Raw genomic sequence first — 20,233 nt, forward strand, 5'->3', positions numbered from 1 at the left:
GATTAAGGAGGTATGCATGTCGAAAAAGATGACAATTGATGTACAGGCTAAACGGACCTCGCTGATTCCGCACATTTTTCTCGTTCTTATGGCCATGATCACTCTTATACTGGCATTTGCAGCAATTGTACCGGGAGTGCGACCAAATGCTGAGCTCTTTTCATCGCTCAATATCAACGGTGAGGATGCTGCGAAAAAGAGGATCCTGGACTGGATGGCAGAGAACTCTGCCGTATCAGAGCAGGTATTATCAAAGATCTACAACGCCGCAGCTGTCACCGGCAACAGGGACCTGATCCTTGCCATCTGCCTCGTGGAATCCAACTTCAACCCGCACGCGGAAAGCGACAAGGGTGCGATCGGTCTTATGGGGATAATGCCGGGCGTCTGGGTAAAGGAACTGAAGGAACAGGGCATTATACGGGAGAAAGATGATTTGTACAAGATATCGGGCAATATAGCTGCCGGTGCTCATGTGCTTGAGACGTATCTGCTGGAAACAAATGACCTCAGGAAAGCACTGGTCCGGTATGTGGGCGGCGCGTCCTGGTACGCGACTAAGGTCTTACAGGCGCAGCAACAGATCAGGCTGGCACAATATTCAAACCATAAGCCCGGTACGGCAGACTGGCTTAATTAGGGGTGGTCGAGCTGTCTGGACTTTGGAACAATACGCTGGTAGTCCTGATACGAGACTGAGGAGCCCCATCTGTCTGTCAGTTTGGCAATAGTGATGCTGCCGAAAAAGAAGACAATGATGAGGCAGACGAACAGAAGGGGATGCGCTGCCTTTCTCGCGGGAAGAGATATATCGAGCGCACCTTTTGCGGGACAATGACTTACGCAGGTCAGGCATCCCGTACATTCCGGAGATCTCACCTGAGACAGTGTTTCCACCGGCAGAAGCGAAGGGCAATGTTCAGTGCACTTCCTGCAGTGGATGCATGCCTGTTCGTTCCGCCTGATCTTGAGAGGGCTCAGGATGCTCAGCAGACCGAGAAGAGCACCGTAGGGACAGAGATATCTGCACCAGAAGTTCTTGTAACCCAGGGAAAAGACAAAAAGCAGTGACAGGGAGATCATCGTTGTTCTTGTCATCTCTGTGAAAAAGAAGAGCATTTTCACATCTGCTATTTTGTAATAGTCGTTCTCAAGAAAGCGGAATATCACAAACGCAGGCATCTTCAGAACAATCACGTAGATAAAGAATGCCATAAGCAGATACTTCACTGATCTCAGGCCATAGTCTGCATAGCGGGGGATAGCGAAGTTCCTGCCAAAGATCTTCTTGCCGAGTTTCCATACGCCGTCAGAGAAAGCGCCCACAGGGCATATCCATCCGCAGAATCCTTTTTTCAGGACAACGGCCAGGACAATGGCTGCGACAAAGATGACAAGACCTGCGGGATGAATGCGGTCGAATACGCCTTCCATGATCCAGAGCTTAAGGCCCATAAGCGCGCCGATCGGCAGAAAACCTTCAACTCCAGGGAACCGGTTCTTCAGCACCTCTTCTTCACCTCCCGCCGGCAACGCTTCCCTGCTGAGAAAGTGGTCAGTGAAGATGAAGAAGTGGTACCCGGCATAAAGCAGGAAGAGAACTATTCCCCACTGCATTGTGTAGCGCAGATAGCGCACGTACGCCCGGTCTATATTTCCCATGCTTATTAGTGTAAAGAAAACAGGCTGAAGAATAGTATGATTTAGGACATATGGCCTGGAGCGTCGGCTGCAGGCTGCACTTTCTGTTGCAATGCCGATCGCCACACTACGCTATGACGTCGTACCGTAAGGACCCTATCGGGAGAGCAGAATACCGATCACTTCTGACATCTTTGTTGCGCCAGGAGCAACAGAATGAGCAATTCCTGCAGCTGCAACTGTCATAAAGAACACGATCGCAAAGGGGATAACCGTAGTTCCCAAGACACTGCCCACCCAGTCGGGATTGGCCATGCGCCTCATACTCTTCACAAGACCGGTGGCAAGGAGAAAATCAAAGGCAGCCTCTCCCAGTATGGCAGGCGCTGCATAGACAAGATAGAAGGCAGCTCCGAAGACAACGGCAAGAAGCAGTGCGAGGATGAGAAGGACTATGCCGGCATCCTCAACATCAACTATCCCTGATGCTGCATCCCCTGCAGCGCTGGCTGCGCTGCTTCCTGCGGACTCAGCTGCTGAGGAAACCGCATCCGGCAGTGTCTCCTGAACAGATGTTGCCCCCTAGTCAAAGAAAGCTGATGCCCCGCCCCCCTGGAATTGACCTCCGCCGCTTCCAAACGGCAGACTGTCCGGAAAGGAGCCTCCGCCGCCCGGAAAGACATCCGGAACGATATTAACGGCATCAGCATTCTCAATGAAGCTGTCTGCATTATTTTTGCTGCTGCCGGAGGACGTCATATGGAGGAGCCAGAACTTGATGAAACCGAAGAAGGAGAGATAAGAACAGATCACTGCTATGGGATACCTGATGAGCATGCTGCCAACGTGCAGATGCAGCAAGGTCCAACTCACGAGAAGACCGGAAAGAGCTGTGCCGATGAGAATAAGTGACATATGGAAGCGGAGAAAGAACCGCTTTTTGAGAAATCTCACAAACCTTTCCCGCCTGTGCAGCTGCTTGGCTATTTCCATAAGTCAGGAAACTATATCATTCCCGTCCGGCGCTATAGCAAGTATTCCGTCTCCCCGGGAGAGGCAGATAGTTCACTATGCTGCGTGCAGAACCTTGATCGTCTTTTTGTCGTCTGCGGTCCTGATCACACAGGTTGCGGTCTTTCCGGAACTGGTCGTGGAATAAAAATAGTAGATATTGATACCGGCATCCGCGATGATCTCTGATATCCTCTCGAGCGCTCCCACCTTGTTTGCCATTTCCACCAGAATAACTGACGACTCCTGTATGTCATCAGCTCCGATCTTGTCGAGGGCCTTCTCTGCTTTTACCAGATCGTCCACGATCAGGGTAAATGTTGCCCTGCGGCTCATGCCGCTGGCCGAATAGCCGGTGCCGGCAAGTATGTTCACGTTCTCTGCTGCAAGCGCTGCTGCCACTTTTGCGGTCAATCCCGTGCTGTCGAGAAACGTTGCGGTGATCTCTTTTGCAGGCCTGGCAGTGAATGCCGGAACTGCGGATGCCTTCGCCGTCGGTTTTGCTGCGGCTTTCTTCACAATCTTCGGGGTCACATTCTTAGCTGCTTTAGCCATGACTCGTCTCCTTGAGATGTATTCCTGCCACCCAGGGATGCCAGGGGAAAAACTGTTTGACCGATCTTTCTGTTGCTGCATGAAATGACTTTAATTTACAACATCATGAGACTGCAGGACAAGCTCAGAGTATGCCGAACACATGCATCAGGCAGACTGAAAGAGATCTTGTATCAAAGCTGCCACTCAATGTGCGCCCCTGCTCCTTGCAGCCTGTCCTCTTTCCCTCTATAGTAATGCTGGCATGAAGTGTGGATTTTGTGTCTCAATCCTGTTCCTTTTTATTTCCCTATGCAGAAACTGTTGAAGATTTTCATGAGAATTTCGTCGGTTGTGATGGTCCCTGTAATCTCTCCGATCCGGTCAAGGCTTCCCCTCATCTCAATAGAGAACAGTTCAAGGGGGTCATCCCCTGACAGGAGAACGCCTGCCCTGTTAAGCGATTCTGCGGCACCGTCGAGTGCAGCCTTGTGCCGGATGTTCGTGATCACCACACCCTCCCTCTCCTCTTGCCAGCCACGAAGGTTTGATTCGAAGATAACTGACTTGAGCCTCTCGATCCCTTCGCCGGTGACTGCGGAGATACAAAGAGATCCCTTCCCTTCAGCCGCGCTGTTTTCAAAGGATATTTTCTGAGGCAGGTCAGCCTTGCTAATGACCATCAGGGCATTCTTGTCTCTGATAAGGGCAAGGAGGTCATGGTCCTCCTGCCCAAAGGGCTCGCTGCCGTCGAACAGGGCAACGATGAAATCAGCATGTTCTATCGCCTGCATACTCCTTCTGATACCTTCCTGCTCAACGATCTGATCAGAGCTTCGTATGCCTGCAGTATCCATGATCCTGACCGGCAGGCCATGGATATTCAGATAGTCTTCGATGAGATCACGCGTTGTGCCCGGCAGATCGGTAACAATGGCACGGTCCTTCTGAAGCAGGGCATTCAGCAGAGATGACTTGCCGACATTCGGCCTTCCCACGATCGCGATAGAGAGACCCTCCCTGAAGAACCTCGCCTCATTGAACGTATCTGACAGTTTCAGGATCTCTGCAGTTGTGTCCGACAGTTTTCTTTCGATCTCATTTTTTGACGTTGCCTCGATCTCATCCTCAGGGAAGTCGATATGCGCCTCAACAAAAGCAGTTATCTCTATAAGCTGCTCTCGTATTGCGGAGAGTTTCTCTGTCAGTCCGCCTCTGAGCTGCTCACTGGCTATTCTCATGCTTTCCTCAGTCTTTGCATTAATGATGTCGAGGACTGCCTCTGCCTGGCTGAGATCTATTCTGCCATGCAGGAATGCGCGCTTTGTAAACTCTCCGGGCTCTGCAACCCTGACTCCCTGTCTGAGCGCAAGCTCAAGTATCTGCCTTACTGAGAGCATGCTGCCATGGCAGTTGATCTCAACAACATCCTCCCGGGTATATGAGTTCGGTGCATGCATTACCGCAAGGAGAACCTCATCCACAACGTGTTCGTCATCAGGGTCGACAATATGACCGTAGAGCATTTTATGGGACGGAGCATCTGAAGGCCTCTCATTATTCTTTGAACAGAAGATCCCTTCAGCGATCGCAACAGCATCAGGCCCGCTCAGGCGGACAATGCCGATCCCTCCCTGACCTACAGGGGTTGATATGGCAGCTATGGTGTCATCAGGATAGTTCATAACTTTTGACTCATAAGTATAAAGACTCTCAATTATAAAATCCCTCCTGCCCTCCCTTTGCCAAAGGGAGGATAACTGCCCCTCTTTGGCAAAGAGGGGTAAGGGGAGATTTATTGGGGATTAAATATACGCAATGCACTTATTAGAAACTCCCGGCTTGATAGACATACCTGTATTATATGAAATTAAAGGGAAAAGTCTGAAGGCAATGCGTGATAAGCTAATGTGCTGGTTCGTTTGCGAGGCTTCTATTGACGAAGAACTGCTGGATAATACCAAGCACATTGCCGATAAGCCAGTACAGGACCAGGCCTGAGGCCATATTCAGGAAAACAAAGGTGAAGACGATCGGCATCATCAGCATCATCTTTGCCTGCGTCGGGTCCATGCTTGACGGTGTCATCTTCTGCTGAATGAACATGGTTGCACCCATGAGGATCGGCAGAGGACCTAAGGCAAAGCCTCCGATAAGCGGCAGGACTGCCGGGATATGGCCAAAGAGCGTGTCAGGACCGGAGAGGTCCGTGATCCAGAGCATGAACGGTGCACCTCTCAGTTCTATAGCTCTCAGCAGGACCTGATAAAGGGCAAGGAAGACCGGTATCTGAAGAAGCATCGGCAGACAGCCTCCAAAAGGGCTGACCTTGTGTTTTTTGTAAAGCCCCATCATTTCCGCCTGCTGCTTCTGGGGATCCTTCTTGTATTTCTCCTTGATCTCATTCATCAAAGGCTGGATCTCCTGGAGCTTCTTCATGGACTTCTGGCTTTTTGTCATGAGCGGGACAAAGGGGATCCTTGTGACAATGGTAATAAGAATGATGGCCCAGCCATAGTTGCCCAGGAACTGATAAAAGAACTTGAGTATCCAGAAGAGCGGTCTCGCAATGATCGAGAAGAACCCGAAATCTATGACATGCTCAAGCCCAATGTTAAGCGCCTCAAGCCTGTCATTCTCTTTTGGCCCTGCGTACAGATGGAACTTGTTCGAACCGCTTTTTGCCTTGAATGCCACGACAGGGGAATCCTGCACCAATAATGCCTTTGCCTCCTCAACAGGGGTTGCAGGCACAAGCGCTGCGAAAAAATACTTGTCCTGCTGCGCAATCCATTTGAGGTTATCATGAAACACCTTCGGTTCTTTCAAATCCCCTGCTTTCAGGTCCTTAAGGTCGCTGCCGGTCAGAACGGTCGGCCCGACATGAATTGAGTCATCCTTCTCAACAATGCCGAAATCGCTCCCCAGCGTGATCCAGTATTCAGGAACGCCGGAAACCTCATCCGTAAGTTCAACCAGGTATGACGCATCTGAAAAGGTATAGGTTCTTTTAACCGACCTGCCATCCTTTGCATATTCAAACACAAGACTGCCTGTCTTGTTCTTATTATCCAGCTTCAGGTCTCTGCCAAGGACAGAGAAATTGACGTTTGCAAGATCAAAGGAACTACTGGTTCCGATCCCGACAGCAGGGACAACGCCCGGTTTTTTGAGAAGAAGAACATCCTTGCCTGTCTTGTCCTTATACGGTTTAATGGTCCAGGACTTGATCGTGCCGCCGCGCGAGGTAAATACCGCGGCAAAAAGATCATTCTCCACGGTGATTTCCTTCTCATCCGCAACAACCGTTTCAGCAATGGCTTTCGGGGCTTCAGCCTTTTGGGTCGGATCTTTTTTTGCTGCCTCTGGTGCGGGCTGCTGTTCAGCAGGTTTCTGCACAGGGGCTTTCTGGGACTCGCCCGGAAAAAGGTATTGAGATCCCACGATCACAAGAAATGAAAGCACAACGGCTATAACGGTTCTGTTATCCATAGTTATTTGACCGGATCAAATCCGCCCTCTTGAAAAGGATTACATCTGAGAATCCTGCGTGCGGCAAGGGCCGAGCCTTTCAAGGCGCCATACTTCCTGACCGCATCAATCGCGTAATCAGAACAGGATGGTATGAACCTGCAACTGGAGGGGAAAAGGGGTGATATCATATATTTATAGAGCCTGATGATCGCTATGAATAGTATTCTCATGCTTTAATCCTGCAACGACCCTGCATATGCTCCTGTCAAGGTCAAGAAACTCGGCCTCCGCAGCTGTGCTCCGTGCAACCACAACAATATCACAGCAGAGGGGATTTCCTGTCAGCAACTTTCTGAAGATCTCCCGGAGACGCCGCTTGATTCTGTTTCTCGTAACCGCATTCCCGACCTTTCTGCTCACCACAAAGCCGAGCCTGCTCTGTTCGAGGCCATTAGGATGCACATAGAGAATAAGGTGACGGGAAGGAAATTTACGGCCCTGCTCAAAGACGTGATTGAATTCTCCTCTTCGAGTCAGCGTCTGAAGAAGGCTTCTCTTCAAACAGCCAGTCTTTTCCGTCCTTTTTTCCTTCTCCTCTTGATCACGTTGCGGCCGCCGACCGTGCTCATTCTTACGAGAAAGCCGTGCGTCCTCTTCTGTTTCTTGTTGTGTGGATGAAATGTTGTATATGTTCCCATAGTTTTTTCCTGAGCGAGAATTATAACCATAGGTTTTTAAGAATGTCAAGAGGCAAGGCCGGGATAAAGCATTTTCCGTTAAATTCGCAGAAATATCAAATAGAGGGGAAATACGAGACAGGTTTGAAAAAAGCTCCATGGCAAGGCGCGCAAGAAACAGGGAATGCGGCATAATTGAGAATTGCGTACCGTAATGAGTTTCGAAGCGCAACACAGCATGCGGACTTTATGCAAACCAGTCAATTCTTGATAAAAGTAATATAAAGAAGGTATATTATCAGACTAATTTTTCGTATGGAGGTCTCTCATGTTTACAAACTTGGCTTATGCAATGGGCACAAACCCTCAGGCAGGACAGGGACAGGGCGGGGGACTTATGGGATTCCTTCCTCTTATCCTTATATTTGTCATTTTTTATTTCATGCTCATCAGACCCCAGCAGAAAAGGGCAAAAGAGACAAAGGCCATGATCGAGAACCTGAAAAAAGGGGACAAGGTCATCACCTCTGGCGGCGAATATGGTGTTGTCGAAGAGGTCAAGCCGACCACCGTCATTGTCAAGATAGCTGAAAACGTTAAAGTAAAGTACGGCAAGGGCTTTATCGCTTCGGTAAGGACAGAAGAAGACGAATAGTCCATAGTAATCAGTCAGTTTCTTCACTGGTCATCATTGCAGAAAAATCATTTGAGTTTATTTCGCGGAGGTTATTAGATGAATAAGAGCATTTTCTGGAGATTCCTTTTTATCGGGATAGCTGTTGTTGCTGCAGTTGTCTTTTTTCTGCCCAATACTCCCGTATTCAAGAGTATGCCGGAGTGGTGGCAGAAGAACATGCCGAACAAGGGCATAGTGCTCGGCCTCGATCTTCAGGGCGGCCTGCATCTTGTCTATGAGGTAGAAGCAGACAAGGCAGTCGAGTCCACAATCGAGCGTTACGCTTTCACCATAAAGGAAATGCTTCAGAAGAGGAAACTCCAGGCAGAAGTAAAAAAGAACAACCTGAACATTGAGGTAACACCCGCTTCTCAGGACATCATGAAAGCGCTCAGGGAAGGGTATAACAACCTCGACATATCCGAGTCCGGACAGATGGTCACTCTCAGGCTGAACGAAAAAGAAAGATCGTTCATTAAGGACAATGCGGCAAACCAGGCGCTCGAGACGATCAGGAACAGGATAGACCAGTTCGGCGTTGCTGAACCTACGATCCACAGACAGGGGCAGAATGAGATCGTGGTGCAGTTACCCGGAGTAAAAGACCCTCAACGGGCGAGAGATCTGATCGGCAGAACTGCGCTGCTTGAGTTTAAGATCGTAAACGATGAAGCGCCGCTTGCTTCTCAGCTGCCTTCTTCCATAACACCAGGCGACGAGGAGAAGATACTGAGCCAATTTGCTGACAAGATACCTGCTGACAGCCAGATCCTTTTTGAGAAGAAGGTGAACAAGGAAACCGGTGCTGTGACGAAGTTCCCCATTCTTGTGAAAAAAGACGCTATGCTCACCGGCGCACTCCTGAGCGAGGCAAAGGTCACCCTTGATACGCAGTTCAGCACACCCCATGTATCCATTACCTTCAATCCCGAAGGCGCGAAAAGGTTCGAGGAAGTGACCGGTGCAAATGTAAAGAAGCGACTTGCTATCATTCTTGACAACACGGTCTATTCAGCACCGGTGATCCAGGAGAAAATCGGGGGAGGCAGCGCCCAGATAACCGGAAGCTATGGCATGGAAGAGGCTAAAGACCTGAGCATCGTTCTCAAGGCTGGAGCACTTCCTGCTCCGCTCAAGATGCTTCAAAACGTGACCGTCGGACCATCGTTAGGCAGCGACTCGATCGAGGCAGGCAAAATGGCAGGCATTGCAGGAACGATTGCCGTGGCATTGTTTATGATCTTCTACTACAGGCTGTCAGGCGTTATCGCTGACTTTGCCCTGACCCTTAATATTATCCTGCTCTTCGGTGCCATGGCATCCCTGAACGCAACGCTCAGTCTGCCGGGCATCGCAGGCATCATTCTGGCGATCGGTATGGCTGTTGACTCCAACGTGCTGATGTTCGAACGAATGAGGGACGAACTGCGCGCAGGCAAGACCCCGCGGTCTGCGGTTGATTCAGGCTACAAGAAGGCGTTCTGGACCATCTTTGACTCTCACATTACAACCTTGATCACCGCTGCTGTTCTCTACCAGTTCGGCACCGGGCCGATCAAAGGTTTTGCGGTCACACTGGGCCTCGGCGTTATGATCAACCTTTATACAGCGCTGATCGGGACCAAGTCCGTCTTCGATCTGATAAATTCCAACAGCGACGTCAAGAAGCTGAGCATATAGGAGAGACCATGTTTGAACTCGTTAAAAATACAAAGATAGATTTTTTGGGGAAAAAATATATTGCCTTTGTCCTGTCCGGCCTCATCTCGATCATCGGCCTTTTCGCGATATATCAGATCGCACACGGCAGGGCAAACCTCGGCATAGACTTTGCGGGCGGCACATCCGTGCAGCTCAAGTTCGAAAAACCAACAAAGGTTCATGACATCAGAAAAGCGCTTGAGGATGGCGGCATCAAGGACTTTGACCTCCAGGAACTGACCGGTGAGAACAAGATACTTATCCGGGCAAAGAACATCGAGATACAGCTGGGCAAGGTGTCAGAACAGATCACCAGCGTTATCAGTCAGAAGTTTCCGGAAAACAAGTTTGTTGTGGATTCGACAACTGAGATCGGCCCCAAGGTCGGCGGCAAGCTTCGCGCAGATGCGGGCATGGCGATCGTCGTATCAACGATCGGCATTCTTATCTATATTGCGATCAGGTTCAAGCTCAACTTTGCGGTCGGCGCTACCGTTGCAACATTTCACGATGTAACCGCAGTGTTAGGCATCTTCTTCCTGTTAGGCAAGGAGATCAATCTCATCCTTGTAACCGCGCTGCTGACCATCGCCGGCTATTCGCTGACCGACACGGTCGTTGTTTTTGACAGGATCAGGGAAAACCTCCGCACGCGGCTTAAGGACCCGGTTGAAGGCGTAATGAACCTGAGCATCAATGAGGTACTGTCGAGGACCATCGTTACATCGTTCACGGTTCTCCTTACGTCGATCGCTCTCTTCTTTTTCGGCGGGGAGGTGCTCCACGACTTCAGTCTGGCAATGATCCTGGGCGTTCTGGTCGGCACCTATTCATCGATCTTTGTTGCAAGCCCGATCGTGCTCCTCTGGGGCGGCAACAAGGCCTTTGCAAAGAAATCGTGATGTGTGATGAGTAAAGAGTAATGCATAAAGACGAGAGGATTGCGTCTTTATTTAATCGGCCACAGTCTCTTTTGTTTCATTCTCACACTGATTACGCATTACAGATCACGCGTTACGGCCTCTATGCATAGGCGCTGGCTCCTTAACAAGACCAACGCTGAATTCATTTCCTATCTTTCCCGTGCAGCTTCGATCTCCCCGGTATTCTCCCAGATCCTTATCAATCGCGGCATAAAGACAGCAGCCGAAGTGCAGGACTTTCTGCACCCTCGGGTTACCGGTCTATCAGACCCCTTTGACCTTCACAATGTAAGGCCGGCAATTGAGCGGATCAAGGCTGCGCGCAAACAGGGGGAGCGGGTCTTTGTTCACGGCGACTATGATGCAGACGGCCTGACAGCCACAGCTATCATGGTGAGTGCGCTCAGGACAGCAGGTCTGGACGTCCACTACTTTATTCCCAGCAGGATGACCCATGGTTACGGGTTTAATATCATAGGCGTGGAAACAGCCCAAAAGGCCGGCGCAAGATTGATCATAACCGTAGACTGCGGCATCAGTTCTTTTGAAGCTGCAGCTCATGCGCAAAGCCTGGGGATCGACCTGATCATCACTGACCACCACGAGCCGACACGGAAAGAAGGGACAAAGAACAAGGGGCAAGGGGCAGAGGATTCCAGTGACGGTCAAGAACTGGTTACGCATCACGCGTCACGCATCACGGATTTTATGATTCCTCATGCCGTGGCAGTCATCAATCCAAAGTGTTCTCCTGATGGTTCACGCCTCACGGTCCTCTGCGGCGCCGGCATTGCCTTTAAGCTTGCCCAGGCAATGGCAATAGATAACGACATCACCTTTTCAGAAGATGACCTTATGCCGCTCCTGGACCTTGCTGCCCTCGGCACGATTGCAGATGTCGTTCCCCTTATCGGCGAGAACAGGATCATTGTCAGGGAGGCCATGCAGCATATTCAGGATGGGAACAGGCTCGGCATGAGGGCGCTGAAGCAGGCCGCGGGACTGGACAATAAACAGCTGAGAACCGGCCTTCTTGCCTTCACCCTGGTCCCGAGGATCAATGCCGCAGGCAGGGTCGGCGATGCACAGGACGTGGTGAAGCTTTTTCTCTCTGATGCTGAGCAGGAGGCCTACGATCTTGCAGCGTGGCTTGACCGGACAAACAGCGAACGCAGGAAGATCGAGGAGATCGTTTATCAGGATGCGCTGTCAGAACTAAGAGGAATTGATCCGGCAGCGGTAATCATGCTTGCCAAAGAAGGATGGCATCCCGGCGTGTTAGGCATTGCGGCATCAAAGATTGCGGACTCCTTTAATCTCCCTGCCTTTATTTTCACGATCGAGAACGGCATCGCCAAGGGCTCCAGCCGCAGCATTCCGGCATTTGATATCTGTGCCGGGCTTTCAGAATGCAGGGATCTTCTTATCGCTTTTGGCGGCCACAAGCAGGCTGCAGGGGTAAGACTCAGGGCAGACAACCTCCCTGCCTTTGAACAGCGGCTGCGGCAGATCATTCAAAGAGACGTCTCCCCGGAAGACCTTGTCCCCACCCTTGAGATACATGCCTCTGTTCTGCTCAACCAGCTGGACACACAACTCATGCATGAGATCGAACTGCTCGAACCTTTTGGCCATGGCAACCCGGAACCTCTCCTTGGCGCCAGGGAGCTCGAGATCATGTATCCAAAAGTGCTCAAGGACCGCCACCTGAAAATGAAGCTCAAAAAAAGCGCATCGTATATTGATGCCATAGGCTGGGACATGGGCCACCTGCTTGAAGATCTCGGCCAGGCAGCTATCTTTGACGCTGTCTTTACGCCCTCGTATAACGACTGGAACGGCAACAGGAGCATCCAGCTTGTCCTCAAGGGACTTCGCCCCTCTGCGTAGCAAAAGCCGTTCAAGGGGTCGTCCCGACGAGTTGGGATCAGCTCCACCATTTATTCCCTGTCCAAATCCGTTATGCAATAGCGCATCATCTTTACATTCTTCCGATAGATCTGCCCAAACTTCTGCTATAATTTGACAAGTTTGTTGCCGTAAGGTAATGGGGGACGTGAAATGAAGAGCGACAAAGAACAGAATAATCATATCGCCCTGTTTAAGGGCAAGGCGATCAGAAAGACCCTGCATAACAAGGAGTGGTGGTTTTCGGTCGTTGATGTAATTGCCGTGCTGACGGATAGTCCTACTCCCAGGCAATACTGGGGCAAGGTTAAGCAGCGCGAGTTTCTGGATCTTCAGTTGTCCCCAGTTTGGATACAACTGAAATTGGAAAGCGCAGACGGTAAAAAAATATGAAACCGACTGCGCCAATACCGAAGGCATGTTCCGCATTATCCAGTCTATCCCCTCACCTAAGGCTGAGCCTGCATGCCATCATTGATGGCAATGCCATATTGGCTACTTGCAAATAAATTAGGGAATTATTGGGTTTATGATATTTTATGCGAACATGGCCCAAATAACTTGAATCTATGTGAATAGTATTTGGTCCATGTTCTATTCCATATCTCCATTAAAGCAATGAAACTGAAGTATAAGGAGGGCTGCATAAATACTGGGAGACGGGATGAAGGTCACGAGTGACAAAGCTAAGCTATTCCTCGCTGTAACGATATTGCTTCTTGTTGTGCAGACAGCAATTGCCGAAGATCTGCTTTCATACCATGAAAAAACTGGAACTTTGGAAATTATCTTGGCCAAGTTGTCCCAAGCTGAGCCCACGTTTTTTGTTCCGATAACTGCACAGGACTACTTTAATCGAGCTGAAAAATATCATAAGGAAGATCAGATAGACCGTGCTCTCCTTGACTATGACAAGGCCCTTGATATTGATCCGGCAATGGTAATGGCATATGAGAGGCGGGGTTCAATCTATGCCCGAGAGGAGAAATATGAGCGTGCAGTCGCCGACTTTAACCGGGCCATAGGGCTTAATCTGCACACAGCTTCCGTATTTGCAATGAGGGGCGCTGCATATAGCGACCTCAAGGAGTATGAACTTGCCATTGATGACCTTTCCCGGTCGATCAAAATGGATAGCAAGCGTGCCGATACTTATCGTCTCAGGGGAGAAGCATATAGTGTTCTGCACGATTATGGTATGGCTGCGGCTGACATGAAGAAATCTATTGAACTAAATCCGAAAGCCTGCTGTGAATTTCATATGCTTGGTGATTATCTCATGCAACAGGGAGAAACAGAGCAGGCCATTATACAGTACACAAAGGCCACTGAGTGTGAGCCAAACCACGACACCGCATATATCCATAGAGGTCTTGTATACTATCGCACCGGGCGATTTGCGAATGCTTTTGCGGACTTTACATCGGTCACTGACAAGGCAAGGACCTACGATTATGTTCTTCTTTATGCGCACATTGCTGGTCGAAAAAGCAATATCCAAGGACTCGATGACTTTACTCATATGCTATCTGTCCTCTTCTCCAAAAAATCCGCTGATCAATGGATAGTGCAGCTCGCAGGCTATCTTCTTGGAGACAGCATGAATGAGGGAAAGCTGATAGAAGAGGCGAAAAAGGGTAAAGATACCGATGACATCAACGGGCGGCTCTGCGAGGCATATTATTTCATCGCCGAAAAGCTTCTTTTGCAGGGAGCTACCGGAATGGCAGAAGAGTACTTCAGGAAAAGCATTGACACCGGCGTGCAGGATTTCATGGAACCGGAAACTTCAAAGGCCATGCTGAGGATGTTAGATGGCAATGAAAAATAGTGCCTCGAAAACTATAAGCAAGGGAAGTGGAGGAGATACTATGGAGAAATACTTCAAAATCATAGCAATGGTATTGATTATCGCCAGTGTTTCCATGCTGAATATGAATGAAGCATCTGCTGCAGAAAAGCCAAAATTCGCTGATGCGGACAAAGTCAACGCGCTGTATCTTTCTGGTGAAACGAAAAAGGCCAAAGAGTTGATGCTCAAGGCCCCTGAGAACCAGCGGGACATAGGCTGGTACGGCTTTATGATTCACCTGCAGATAAGACTCGGTGAATCGAAGGATGCAGAAATAACCGCTAAGGCAAGTATTTCACGATACCCTAAAGAGTCTTCCCTATACCTAAGCCTGGCCTCTGCCTATTCAGCGCAGAAGGAATATGAAAAGGCCCTGGAGACTATAGAGCAGGCAAGAGCTTTTGCGGCTCAAGACAAAAAGGAACGCGGCTGGGTACTGGACGAAAAGGCCCGCATCTACAAATCCATGGGTGAGTATGAGAAGGCTAAGAAAACCTACGATGAACTTTTACAATTTGACGCAGGTAATATCAATTACATTCTCAACTCCATGATGATAGAATCTGCGCTTGGCAACTATTCAATATGTAGTGCACGCTTTGAAAAAGCAAAGGCTGATGGGATCAGCCCATATGGCGAGAACGTGGGAATCCAGTTTCTCAGTATTGCAGCTTACCACAGCGGGAATAATGAAGACGCGAAGAAACATACCAGGCAGCTTCGGATGAAAAATACCGGAACGTTCAACAGCGAGATTGCGTTTATGAGTTTCGTTCTTGACTATGAAGCTGATGCCGTCATTGAAATGCTCAGAGGCACCCAGCCGCCGGGAGGAGATACAACCTCTATCTACTATGCGGGGTTGAAGGCGAGAAAGGGCGATGAAGCTATGCTGAACAATATACTTGCAAAGTGGAGCGAGCTTACCGCTGGAGAACTGGAAGCGCTTGCGATTGTGCTTGTCCACCTGAAGTATCAGGAAGCTCTTGTTGTCGCACAAAACCTCTATGAGAAGAATCCGCGAGATCCAGATTATAATTATCTGCTTGCATTTGCCCACAAGAATAGCGGTAAAGACTATCGGAAATACTCCGAGTATGCCATCAGTAAGGCACCGAACAATAAGGTGTATGGGGCACTATTGAAAGGAGGTAACGATACCGGGCAGCGGCAGTGATAGCATGAAACTTCTCACCGGAGAGAACGGCATGCCTGAGTGGTAAAACCGCATACAGCCTACGGCATTGAGATGACGAAGGCTTTGCTCTGAAAAGCAAATACAAAAAAACCATTGAACGGGAGGTAATGATGAAATACTTATCGGTCATTGTTGGTCTTGTGCTATCTGTTTTGGCTGGTCTTGTCGTGGCGCATAATGCTAACGCAGGAGAATCCTACTCGGCCGACATAGTAGAGTTTGGCGTATATAAAGCTGGTAACTTGAAGCAGGTAGAAGACGAACCAAGCCCAACAGGAACGCGCAATAAGGTAACAGGCCTTCAACTCGTTGAGCAGACAGAAAGGATACCGGGAAAACTCAACAATCGTTTTGGAGTCAAATGGAAAATCAATGGCCCCGTGAAGGACGAAAACATCGAATACATCAGAATGGTTAAATTTCCGCGACCCATGAAAAAAGCTGATGGCTCAACGCAGGAAGTTTATCGTTCTACAAAGCCTGCCAAGGTCGGGCAAATAACCTATGACGGATATGGCTTTGACAACGAATGGGAAATAATCCCCGGTATATGGACATTTGAAATCTGGGTGCAGGGCAAGAAACTGGCTGAAAAGTCCTTAACTGTCTACGCGCCGACCACAGAGTGAATAGTTGAGCTATGCGGCACTATTTTATAATATCAAAGGTCATCGAAGCGACTTCCACGTCGTCAATGTAGATCTTCCTGGTCCATTTCCCTGGGACTAATTCATATTCATAGCCTTTAACAAAAGACCAGGTAAAATGGCCTGAAGGATCATTACCTGCACTAACTATACGATCACGAACGCTTGTGGTAAGGGTCTCACCATTTGGCTGCTTTATCGGCGGGTGATGCATGACGTTTTTCAACTTGAAGGGCCTGTCCGCCGGCAGATTCTGAAATTTTACCGTAACGCCCCAAATTTCATTCAGCCTGCAGGGAATAACTGCAGTTGTTTCAAAATGCTCGACATTTTTTCTCTTAATAATTACCCCGCCGCTGGTTTTATCACTGGTGGGGACTTCAGATGTCAACTCACCAGTATAGCGGCCATACGCTGTGATAGATGCAGTTGTTGGCTCTGCAGCGCAAAACGCTACAGTGTAAAGCAGGCTGCAACATAGCAATATGGCTACTATCCAACAGTTCCGGGACGTCACATAAATATGTTAGCACATTTTGTTGTAGTAGATTTCCGGGCGCTTGGCCGAGCATTGCTGAAGCTCTCAGCCCTTGCAAGGCGCAAGGACAAGCTCGGATACGTCGCAGTGTCGAGCGCAACACAGTATACGGCCTTTTTCAAAGCTGAACTGTTCACTCTTCGCGGTTTAGCAGTATAATAGGCTATGTCTGAGACATTATCCCTAACCGGGCTCATCGACAAGGTCCGCTCTTATAGCCAGGATGCTGATTTTAATTCTGTTCAGCGGGCATATCATTTCTCGCGCGAGGCCCATTGCAGCCAAAAGAGAAGCGAAGGCTCGCCGTATATTAATCATCCCCTTGCTGTTGCCTATATCCTTGCTGACATGAGGATGGACACGCTTTCAATCGCATCCGGCCTGCTCCACGATACGGTTGAAGATGCTGAAGTTACGATGGATGACATCAAGGTCATCTTCGGCAAAGAGATAGCCTTTATTGTAAAGGGCCTCACAAAGCTCGCCAAGGTCGAGTTCAGAACAAAGCAGGAGGCGCAGGCTGAAAACTTCAGAAAGATGCTGCTGGCCATGTCAGAGGACATCCGCGTCATGCTCATCAAGTTCGCTGACAGGCTCCATAACATGCGGACACTTCAGTTTCTGCCTGAGGCCAAGCAGCAGCGTATCGCAGCTGAGACGCTTGAGATCTATGCGCCGATAGCGAACAGGCTTGGTATCGGATGGCTTAAGACCGAGCTTGAGGACCTGAGCTTCAAATATCTCATGCCCCAGCTATACGATGATCTGGTCAGGAAAGTCGCAAAGCGCAGAGAAGAGCAGGAGGGGTATATAAAAGAGGTCGTTGCCCTGATCGAACAGCAGCTGAAAGAAGAGGAACTCCCGGGCAGGGTCAAAGGGCGGGTAAAACACTTTTACGGCATCTACCAGAAGATGCAGAAGCAGAGGATCACCTTTGATGAGATCCATGATGTCATAGGCGTCAGGATCATTACAGACACCAATGCCAATTGCTACGCTATCCTCGGCATTATTCACTCTCTCTGGACACCCATTCCGGGCAAATTCAAGGACTATATCGGCGTGCCCAAGTCGAACATGTACCAATCCCTTCATACTACGGTCATAGGCCCGAAAGGGGAGCGTGTCGAGTTTCAGATACGAACTGACGAGATGAATAAGGTTGCAGAACAAGGCATCGCCTCTCACTGGAAATATAAGGAAAAGGGAACCATTGACGAAAACAACAACAAGTATATTACCTGGCTCAGGGAATTGGTGCAGGTGCAGAAAGATGAACCGAATGCAGTCGATTTTCTGGAGGCCCTCAAGGGAGAGGTTGTGCCTGAGGTGGTCTATGTCTTCACTCCCAAAGGAGAGGTAAAAGAGATGCCACTCGGTTCAACACCGGTTGATCTTGCATACAGCATCCACACCCAGATAGGTCACAAGTGCGTCGGCGCAAGGATCAACGGCAAGATCGTGCCTCTGAAATACAAGATGAGAAACGGCGATACGGTCGAGATCATCACCTCGCCTGCACATGGCCCGAGCAGGGACTGGCTCAAGTTTGTTGTCACACAAAGGGCAAAGGCACGAATAAAACAGTGGATCAAGGCAGAAGAACGCACACAGAGCGTTGAACTCGGCATCAAGCTGCTTGAGAATGACTTCAGAAAACACGGCATGAGCCACGCGCTGATGAAATCAGATGAGATACTGGATGTAGCCAAGGCATTAGGCGTAGGCAATCTTGAAGAACTCTTTGTGGCTGTCGGCTTCGGCAAGATCACGCCGCATCAGGTGATCAACCGGCTCAGGCCGGAAAAAGAGGTTACCGAAGAAGAGGCAGTAAAGATCCGGAGGCCGGCAAAAGAACATAAAGGCATCAGCATCAAGGGCATTGATGATATTCTCTACCATACGGGCAAGTGCTGTTTCCCTGTACCGGGCGACAGCCTTGTAGGCTTTGTCACGATCGGCAAAGGAGTTACGATCCACCGAAAGGACTGCCTGAACCTTGAAAGGCTTGCCATCGAAAATGCACGGCTCGTGGATGTTGAATGGCAGCCGTCAGCCCAAAGTATGGCAAACACCAAGCTTTATGTCGAGACCGTTGACAAGCCCGGCATTCTCGCAAATCTCAGCGTCCTCATCTCGTCACTCAATATCAATATCGTGCATCTTGAGGCATCATCGACCCAGGACAAGAAAGGCCATATAACCCTTGTCATTGAGGTTAAGGACCTTACGCAGCTCAAGTCGCTCATGCACAAGATCACCCAGATGGAAGGCATTCTCCGGATCAGAAGATAGGCTTTTATTTTCCCCTAATTGCTGCTGTATTTTTTGAGCCAAATAACAGCCTGGTCAAAGTATGATTTATTGGTTGCCAATTCGAGAGTGAAGTCTACGAGTCCCCTCTGTGAGGCTTTTAACACATGGCCGTTCATCTGCAGAAAAACTGCGGTTGATGTTATCGCTGTTCTCTTGTTCCCGTCAAGGAACGAATGGTTTTTTATAAGAGACTCGGCCAGGGCTGAGGCTTTATGGAATATAGTGGAATATAACTCCTCATTGTTAAAAACTGCCTGTGGCCGGGACACTGCAGATTCAAGAGTCAGTGAAGAAATGGGCAGTTATCGCAGGGCTGCGCCTTCTGCTCGTGCCTTTCTACGGCCTCGCGATTATCTTGGTAACCTTGCTATTTTGAGGGCCATCTGATAATTTTCCTTAATGTATATCAATATGGGCAGATGGACTGAAAACGAACTGGACCGAAACATTTGCGAGGCAGCAAGAATTGCTGATCCCGAAGAGCGCATCGCCCTTCTTTCAGAATATTTTCTCAACACCCCCTATCAGGAATCGACTCTTATCGGCAGCGAGCGGGTTGAAGAGAAGCTTGTTGTGGACCTCAGCGGACTGGACTGCTTCACCTTTCTCGATTATGTTGAGGCGATGAGATTATCAAGGTCATTTTCAGACTTTCAGGATACACTTAAGCAGGTTAGATACAGAGGGGGCCTTGTCTCATACAGAACAAGGCACCATTTTTTTACTGACTGGGCTGCATACCGCTCTGCCTTTGTGAAAGATGCAACCATAGAGACAGGGCTGAATCAGGCTAAGAAAGTCCAAAAGACGCTGAATCGAGAAGATGACGGCACTCTTTTTCTGCAAGGCATAGATCCTGTTGAAAGAACAATTGCCTATATCCCCACAGACAAAATTGATGCGCCAATAATACAGAACCTGAAAACAGGAGACTATGCAGGCATCTATTCAGACAAAGTTGGGCTCGATGTGTCTCATGTCGGGATCATTTTCAGGGCCGGCGCTTCTCTTTTCCTGCGGCATGCTTCCTCATCAACTGATCTTCGTAAAATAGTCGATCAGGATTTCATGCAGTATATGAAGGGCAAGCCTGGGCTGATCGTGCTGAGACCGTTACCGGAAAAAGCATGAATATCT

General features: G+C 49.2%; 22 protein-coding genes and 1 pseudogene. 13 read left to right on the top strand and 10 right to left on the bottom strand.

The genetic code is table 11. The features are described from left to right. The first annotated feature begins 16 nt into the window (after window positions 1–16). Window positions 17–640, top strand: a complete 624-nt coding sequence (locus HZB62_16150; GenBank protein ID MBI5076680.1) for a transglycosylase SLT domain-containing protein — start codon at window positions 17–19, stop codon at window positions 638–640. Here HZB62_16150 and HZB62_16155 read toward each other — a convergent pair. Further along, entirely contained in the window at window positions 637–1,662 is a 1,026-nt protein-coding gene (locus tag HZB62_16155) for a 4Fe-4S binding protein (protein MBI5076681.1), read from the bottom strand. The genes HZB62_16150 and HZB62_16155 overlap by 4 nt on opposite strands. Before the next feature lie 195 nt (window positions 1,663–1,857). On the opposite strand from HZB62_16155, the gene HZB62_16160 reads away from it, so the two are divergent. After that, complete coding sequence (locus tag HZB62_16160) at window positions 1,858–2,127, top strand: hypothetical protein (protein MBI5076682.1); 270 nt, start codon at window positions 1,858–1,860, stop codon at window positions 2,125–2,127. A gap of 96 nt (window positions 2,128–2,223) precedes the next feature. Here HZB62_16160 and HZB62_16165 read toward each other — a convergent pair whose 3' ends face one another. The 7 genes from HZB62_16165 to rpmH form a co-directional block, all read right to left on the bottom strand. Next, window positions 2,224–2,595, bottom strand: coding sequence for a hypothetical protein (locus HZB62_16165; GenBank protein ID MBI5076683.1), 372 nt, complete (start codon window positions 2,593–2,595; stop codon window positions 2,224–2,226). Between the two features lie 114 nt (window positions 2,596–2,709). Continuing rightward, a complete protein-coding gene (locus HZB62_16170; GenBank protein ID MBI5076684.1) occupies window positions 2,710–3,207 on the bottom strand; it encodes an ACT domain-containing protein in 498 nt (165 codons plus the stop codon). A 281-nt stretch (window positions 3,208–3,488) separates the two neighbouring features. Next, window positions 3,489–4,871: a tRNA uridine-5-carboxymethylaminomethyl(34) synthesis GTPase MnmE gene (mnmE, locus tag HZB62_16175; protein MBI5076685.1), complete on the bottom strand. Its 1,383-nt coding sequence runs from the start codon at window positions 4,869–4,871 to the stop codon at window positions 3,489–3,491. Window positions 4,872–5,091: 220 nt separating this feature from the next. After that, on the bottom strand, window positions 5,092–6,678 hold the full coding sequence (gene yidC / locus HZB62_16180; protein MBI5076686.1) for a membrane protein insertase YidC: 1,587 nt from the start codon (window positions 6,676–6,678) through the stop codon (window positions 5,092–5,094). Window positions 6,679–6,680: 2 nt separating this feature from the next. Continuing rightward, window positions 6,681–6,890 carry a membrane protein insertion efficiency factor YidD gene (gene yidD, locus HZB62_16185; GenBank protein MBI5076687.1) on the bottom strand — a complete coding sequence of 70 codons (210 nt, stop codon included), beginning with the start codon at window positions 6,888–6,890 and terminating at the stop codon, window positions 6,681–6,683. Continuing rightward, window positions 6,853–7,197, bottom strand: a complete 345-nt coding sequence (gene rnpA, locus HZB62_16190; protein MBI5076688.1) for a ribonuclease P protein component — start codon at window positions 7,195–7,197, stop codon at window positions 6,853–6,855. Before rnpA ends, yidD begins: the two co-directional genes overlap by 38 nt. A 20-nt stretch (window positions 7,198–7,217) precedes the next feature. Next, on the bottom strand, window positions 7,218–7,358 hold the full coding sequence (gene rpmH, locus HZB62_16195; protein ID MBI5076689.1) for a 50S ribosomal protein L34: 141 nt from the start codon (window positions 7,356–7,358) through the stop codon (window positions 7,218–7,220). 307 nt (window positions 7,359–7,665) lie between these two features. Here rpmH and yajC point away from each other — a divergent pair, with 307 nt between their 5' ends. The 8 genes and pseudogenes from yajC (at window position 7,666) to HZB62_16235 (ending at window position 16,224) form a co-directional block, all read left to right on the top strand. Beyond that, window positions 7,666–7,992 (top strand): preprotein translocase subunit YajC, encoded by a 327-nt coding sequence (gene yajC, locus HZB62_16200; GenBank protein ID MBI5076690.1) that lies wholly within the window; start codon window positions 7,666–7,668, stop codon window positions 7,990–7,992. A 78-nt stretch (window positions 7,993–8,070) separates the two neighbouring features. Then, the gene (gene secD / locus HZB62_16205) at window positions 8,071–9,693 is read left to right on the top strand and encodes a protein translocase subunit SecD (protein ID MBI5076691.1); all 1,623 of its coding nucleotides are present in this window, start codon (window positions 8,071–8,073) and stop codon (window positions 9,691–9,693) included. A gap of 8 nt (window positions 9,694–9,701) precedes the next feature. Next, window positions 9,702–10,616, top strand: a complete 915-nt coding sequence (gene secF / locus HZB62_16210) for a protein translocase subunit SecF (protein ID MBI5076692.1) — start codon at window positions 9,702–9,704, stop codon at window positions 10,614–10,616. A 123-nt stretch (window positions 10,617–10,739) separates the two neighbouring features. Then, the gene (locus HZB62_16215; GenBank protein MBI5076693.1) at window positions 10,740–12,527 is read left to right on the top strand and encodes a DHH family phosphoesterase; all 1,788 of its coding nucleotides are present in this window, start codon (window positions 10,740–10,742) and stop codon (window positions 12,525–12,527) included. 171 nt (window positions 12,528–12,698) lie between these two features. Next, window positions 12,699–13,008 (top strand): annotated as a pseudogene (locus tag HZB62_16220) (Bro-N domain-containing protein). Window positions 13,009–13,209: 201 nt separating this feature from the next. Then, window positions 13,210–14,376 carry a tetratricopeptide repeat protein gene (locus HZB62_16225; GenBank protein MBI5076694.1) on the top strand — a complete coding sequence of 389 codons (1,167 nt, stop codon included), beginning with the start codon at window positions 13,210–13,212 and terminating at the stop codon, window positions 14,374–14,376. Then, window positions 14,360–15,574, top strand: a complete 1,215-nt coding sequence (locus HZB62_16230) for a tetratricopeptide repeat protein (protein MBI5076695.1) — start codon at window positions 14,360–14,362, stop codon at window positions 15,572–15,574. The genes HZB62_16225 and HZB62_16230 overlap by 17 nt, the downstream gene beginning before the upstream one ends. Before the next feature lie 128 nt (window positions 15,575–15,702). Then, window positions 15,703–16,224, top strand: coding sequence for a DUF3859 domain-containing protein (locus tag HZB62_16235; protein ID MBI5076696.1), 522 nt, complete (start codon window positions 15,703–15,705; stop codon window positions 16,222–16,224). A 19-nt stretch (window positions 16,225–16,243) separates the two neighbouring features. Here HZB62_16235 and HZB62_16240 read toward each other — a convergent pair whose 3' ends face one another. After that, window positions 16,244–16,633, bottom strand: coding sequence for a DUF3859 domain-containing protein (locus HZB62_16240; GenBank protein ID MBI5076697.1), 390 nt, complete (start codon window positions 16,631–16,633; stop codon window positions 16,244–16,246). 132 nt (window positions 16,634–16,765) lie between these two features. Between HZB62_16240 and HZB62_16245 the strand changes: the two genes are divergently transcribed. Beyond that, complete coding sequence (locus HZB62_16245) at window positions 16,766–16,939, top strand: hypothetical protein (protein MBI5076698.1); 174 nt, start codon at window positions 16,766–16,768, stop codon at window positions 16,937–16,939. Window positions 16,940–16,945: 6 nt separating this feature from the next. Continuing rightward, window positions 16,946–19,075, top strand: a complete 2,130-nt coding sequence (locus HZB62_16250; GenBank protein MBI5076699.1) for a bifunctional (p)ppGpp synthetase/guanosine-3',5'-bis(diphosphate) 3'-pyrophosphohydrolase — start codon at window positions 16,946–16,948, stop codon at window positions 19,073–19,075. 14 nt (window positions 19,076–19,089) lie between these two features. Here the strand turns inward: HZB62_16250 and HZB62_16255 are convergent, their stop codons facing one another. Next, window positions 19,090–19,365 carry a type II toxin-antitoxin system death-on-curing family toxin gene (locus HZB62_16255; protein MBI5076700.1) on the bottom strand — a complete coding sequence of 92 codons (276 nt, stop codon included), beginning with the start codon at window positions 19,363–19,365 and terminating at the stop codon, window positions 19,090–19,092. Window positions 19,366–19,507: 142 nt separating this feature from the next. Between HZB62_16255 and HZB62_16260 the strand changes: the two genes are divergently transcribed. After that, window positions 19,508–20,227, top strand: a complete 720-nt coding sequence (locus HZB62_16260; GenBank protein MBI5076701.1) for a DUF1460 domain-containing protein — start codon at window positions 19,508–19,510, stop codon at window positions 20,225–20,227. The last annotated feature ends 6 nt before the right edge of the window (window positions 20,228–20,233 follow it).

It is taken from the genome of Nitrospirota bacterium (assembly GCA_016214855.1).
Taxonomy (GTDB): domain Bacteria; phylum Nitrospirota; class Thermodesulfovibrionia; order Thermodesulfovibrionales; family UBA6898; genus UBA6898.

Bases quoted from the DNA above. Each gene is read 5' to 3' on its own strand.
- HZB62_16150 (MBI5076680.1), top strand. From the start codon at position 17: ATGTCGAAAAAGATGACAATTGATGTACAGGCTAAACGGACCTCGCTG.
- HZB62_16155 (MBI5076681.1), bottom strand. From the start codon at position 1,662: ATGGGAAATATAGACCGGGCGTACGTGCGCTATCTGCGCTACACAATG.
- HZB62_16160 (MBI5076682.1), top strand. From the start codon at position 1,858: ATGAGCAATTCCTGCAGCTGCAACTGTCATAAAGAACACGATCGCAAA.
- HZB62_16170 (MBI5076684.1), bottom strand. From the start codon at position 3,207: ATGGCTAAAGCAGCTAAGAATGTGACCCCGAAGATTGTGAAGAAAGCC.
- mnmE (MBI5076685.1), bottom strand. From the start codon at position 4,871: ATGAACTATCCTGATGACACCATAGCTGCCATATCAACCCCTGTAGGT.
- yidC (MBI5076686.1), bottom strand. From the start codon at position 6,678: ATGGATAACAGAACCGTTATAGCCGTTGTGCTTTCATTTCTTGTGATC.
- yidD (MBI5076687.1), bottom strand. From the start codon at position 6,890: ATGAGAATACTATTCATAGCGATCATCAGGCTCTATAAATATATGATA.
- rpmH (MBI5076689.1), bottom strand. From the start codon at position 7,358: ATGGGAACATATACAACATTTCATCCACACAACAAGAAACAGAAGAGG.
- yajC (MBI5076690.1), top strand. From the start codon at position 7,666: ATGTTTACAAACTTGGCTTATGCAATGGGCACAAACCCTCAGGCAGGA.
- secD (MBI5076691.1), top strand. From the start codon at position 8,071: ATGAATAAGAGCATTTTCTGGAGATTCCTTTTTATCGGGATAGCTGTT.
- secF (MBI5076692.1), top strand. From the start codon at position 9,702: ATGTTTGAACTCGTTAAAAATACAAAGATAGATTTTTTGGGGAAAAAA.
- HZB62_16215 (MBI5076693.1), top strand. From the start codon at position 10,740: ATGCATAGGCGCTGGCTCCTTAACAAGACCAACGCTGAATTCATTTCC.
- HZB62_16225 (MBI5076694.1), top strand. From the start codon at position 13,210: ATGAAGGTCACGAGTGACAAAGCTAAGCTATTCCTCGCTGTAACGATA.
- HZB62_16230 (MBI5076695.1), top strand. From the start codon at position 14,360: ATGGCAATGAAAAATAGTGCCTCGAAAACTATAAGCAAGGGAAGTGGA.
- HZB62_16235 (MBI5076696.1), top strand. From the start codon at position 15,703: ATGATGAAATACTTATCGGTCATTGTTGGTCTTGTGCTATCTGTTTTG.
- HZB62_16245 (MBI5076698.1), top strand. From the start codon at position 16,766: ATGTTAGCACATTTTGTTGTAGTAGATTTCCGGGCGCTTGGCCGAGCA.
- HZB62_16250 (MBI5076699.1), top strand. From the start codon at position 16,946: ATGTCTGAGACATTATCCCTAACCGGGCTCATCGACAAGGTCCGCTCT.
- HZB62_16260 (MBI5076701.1), top strand. From the start codon at position 19,508: ATGGGCAGATGGACTGAAAACGAACTGGACCGAAACATTTGCGAGGCA.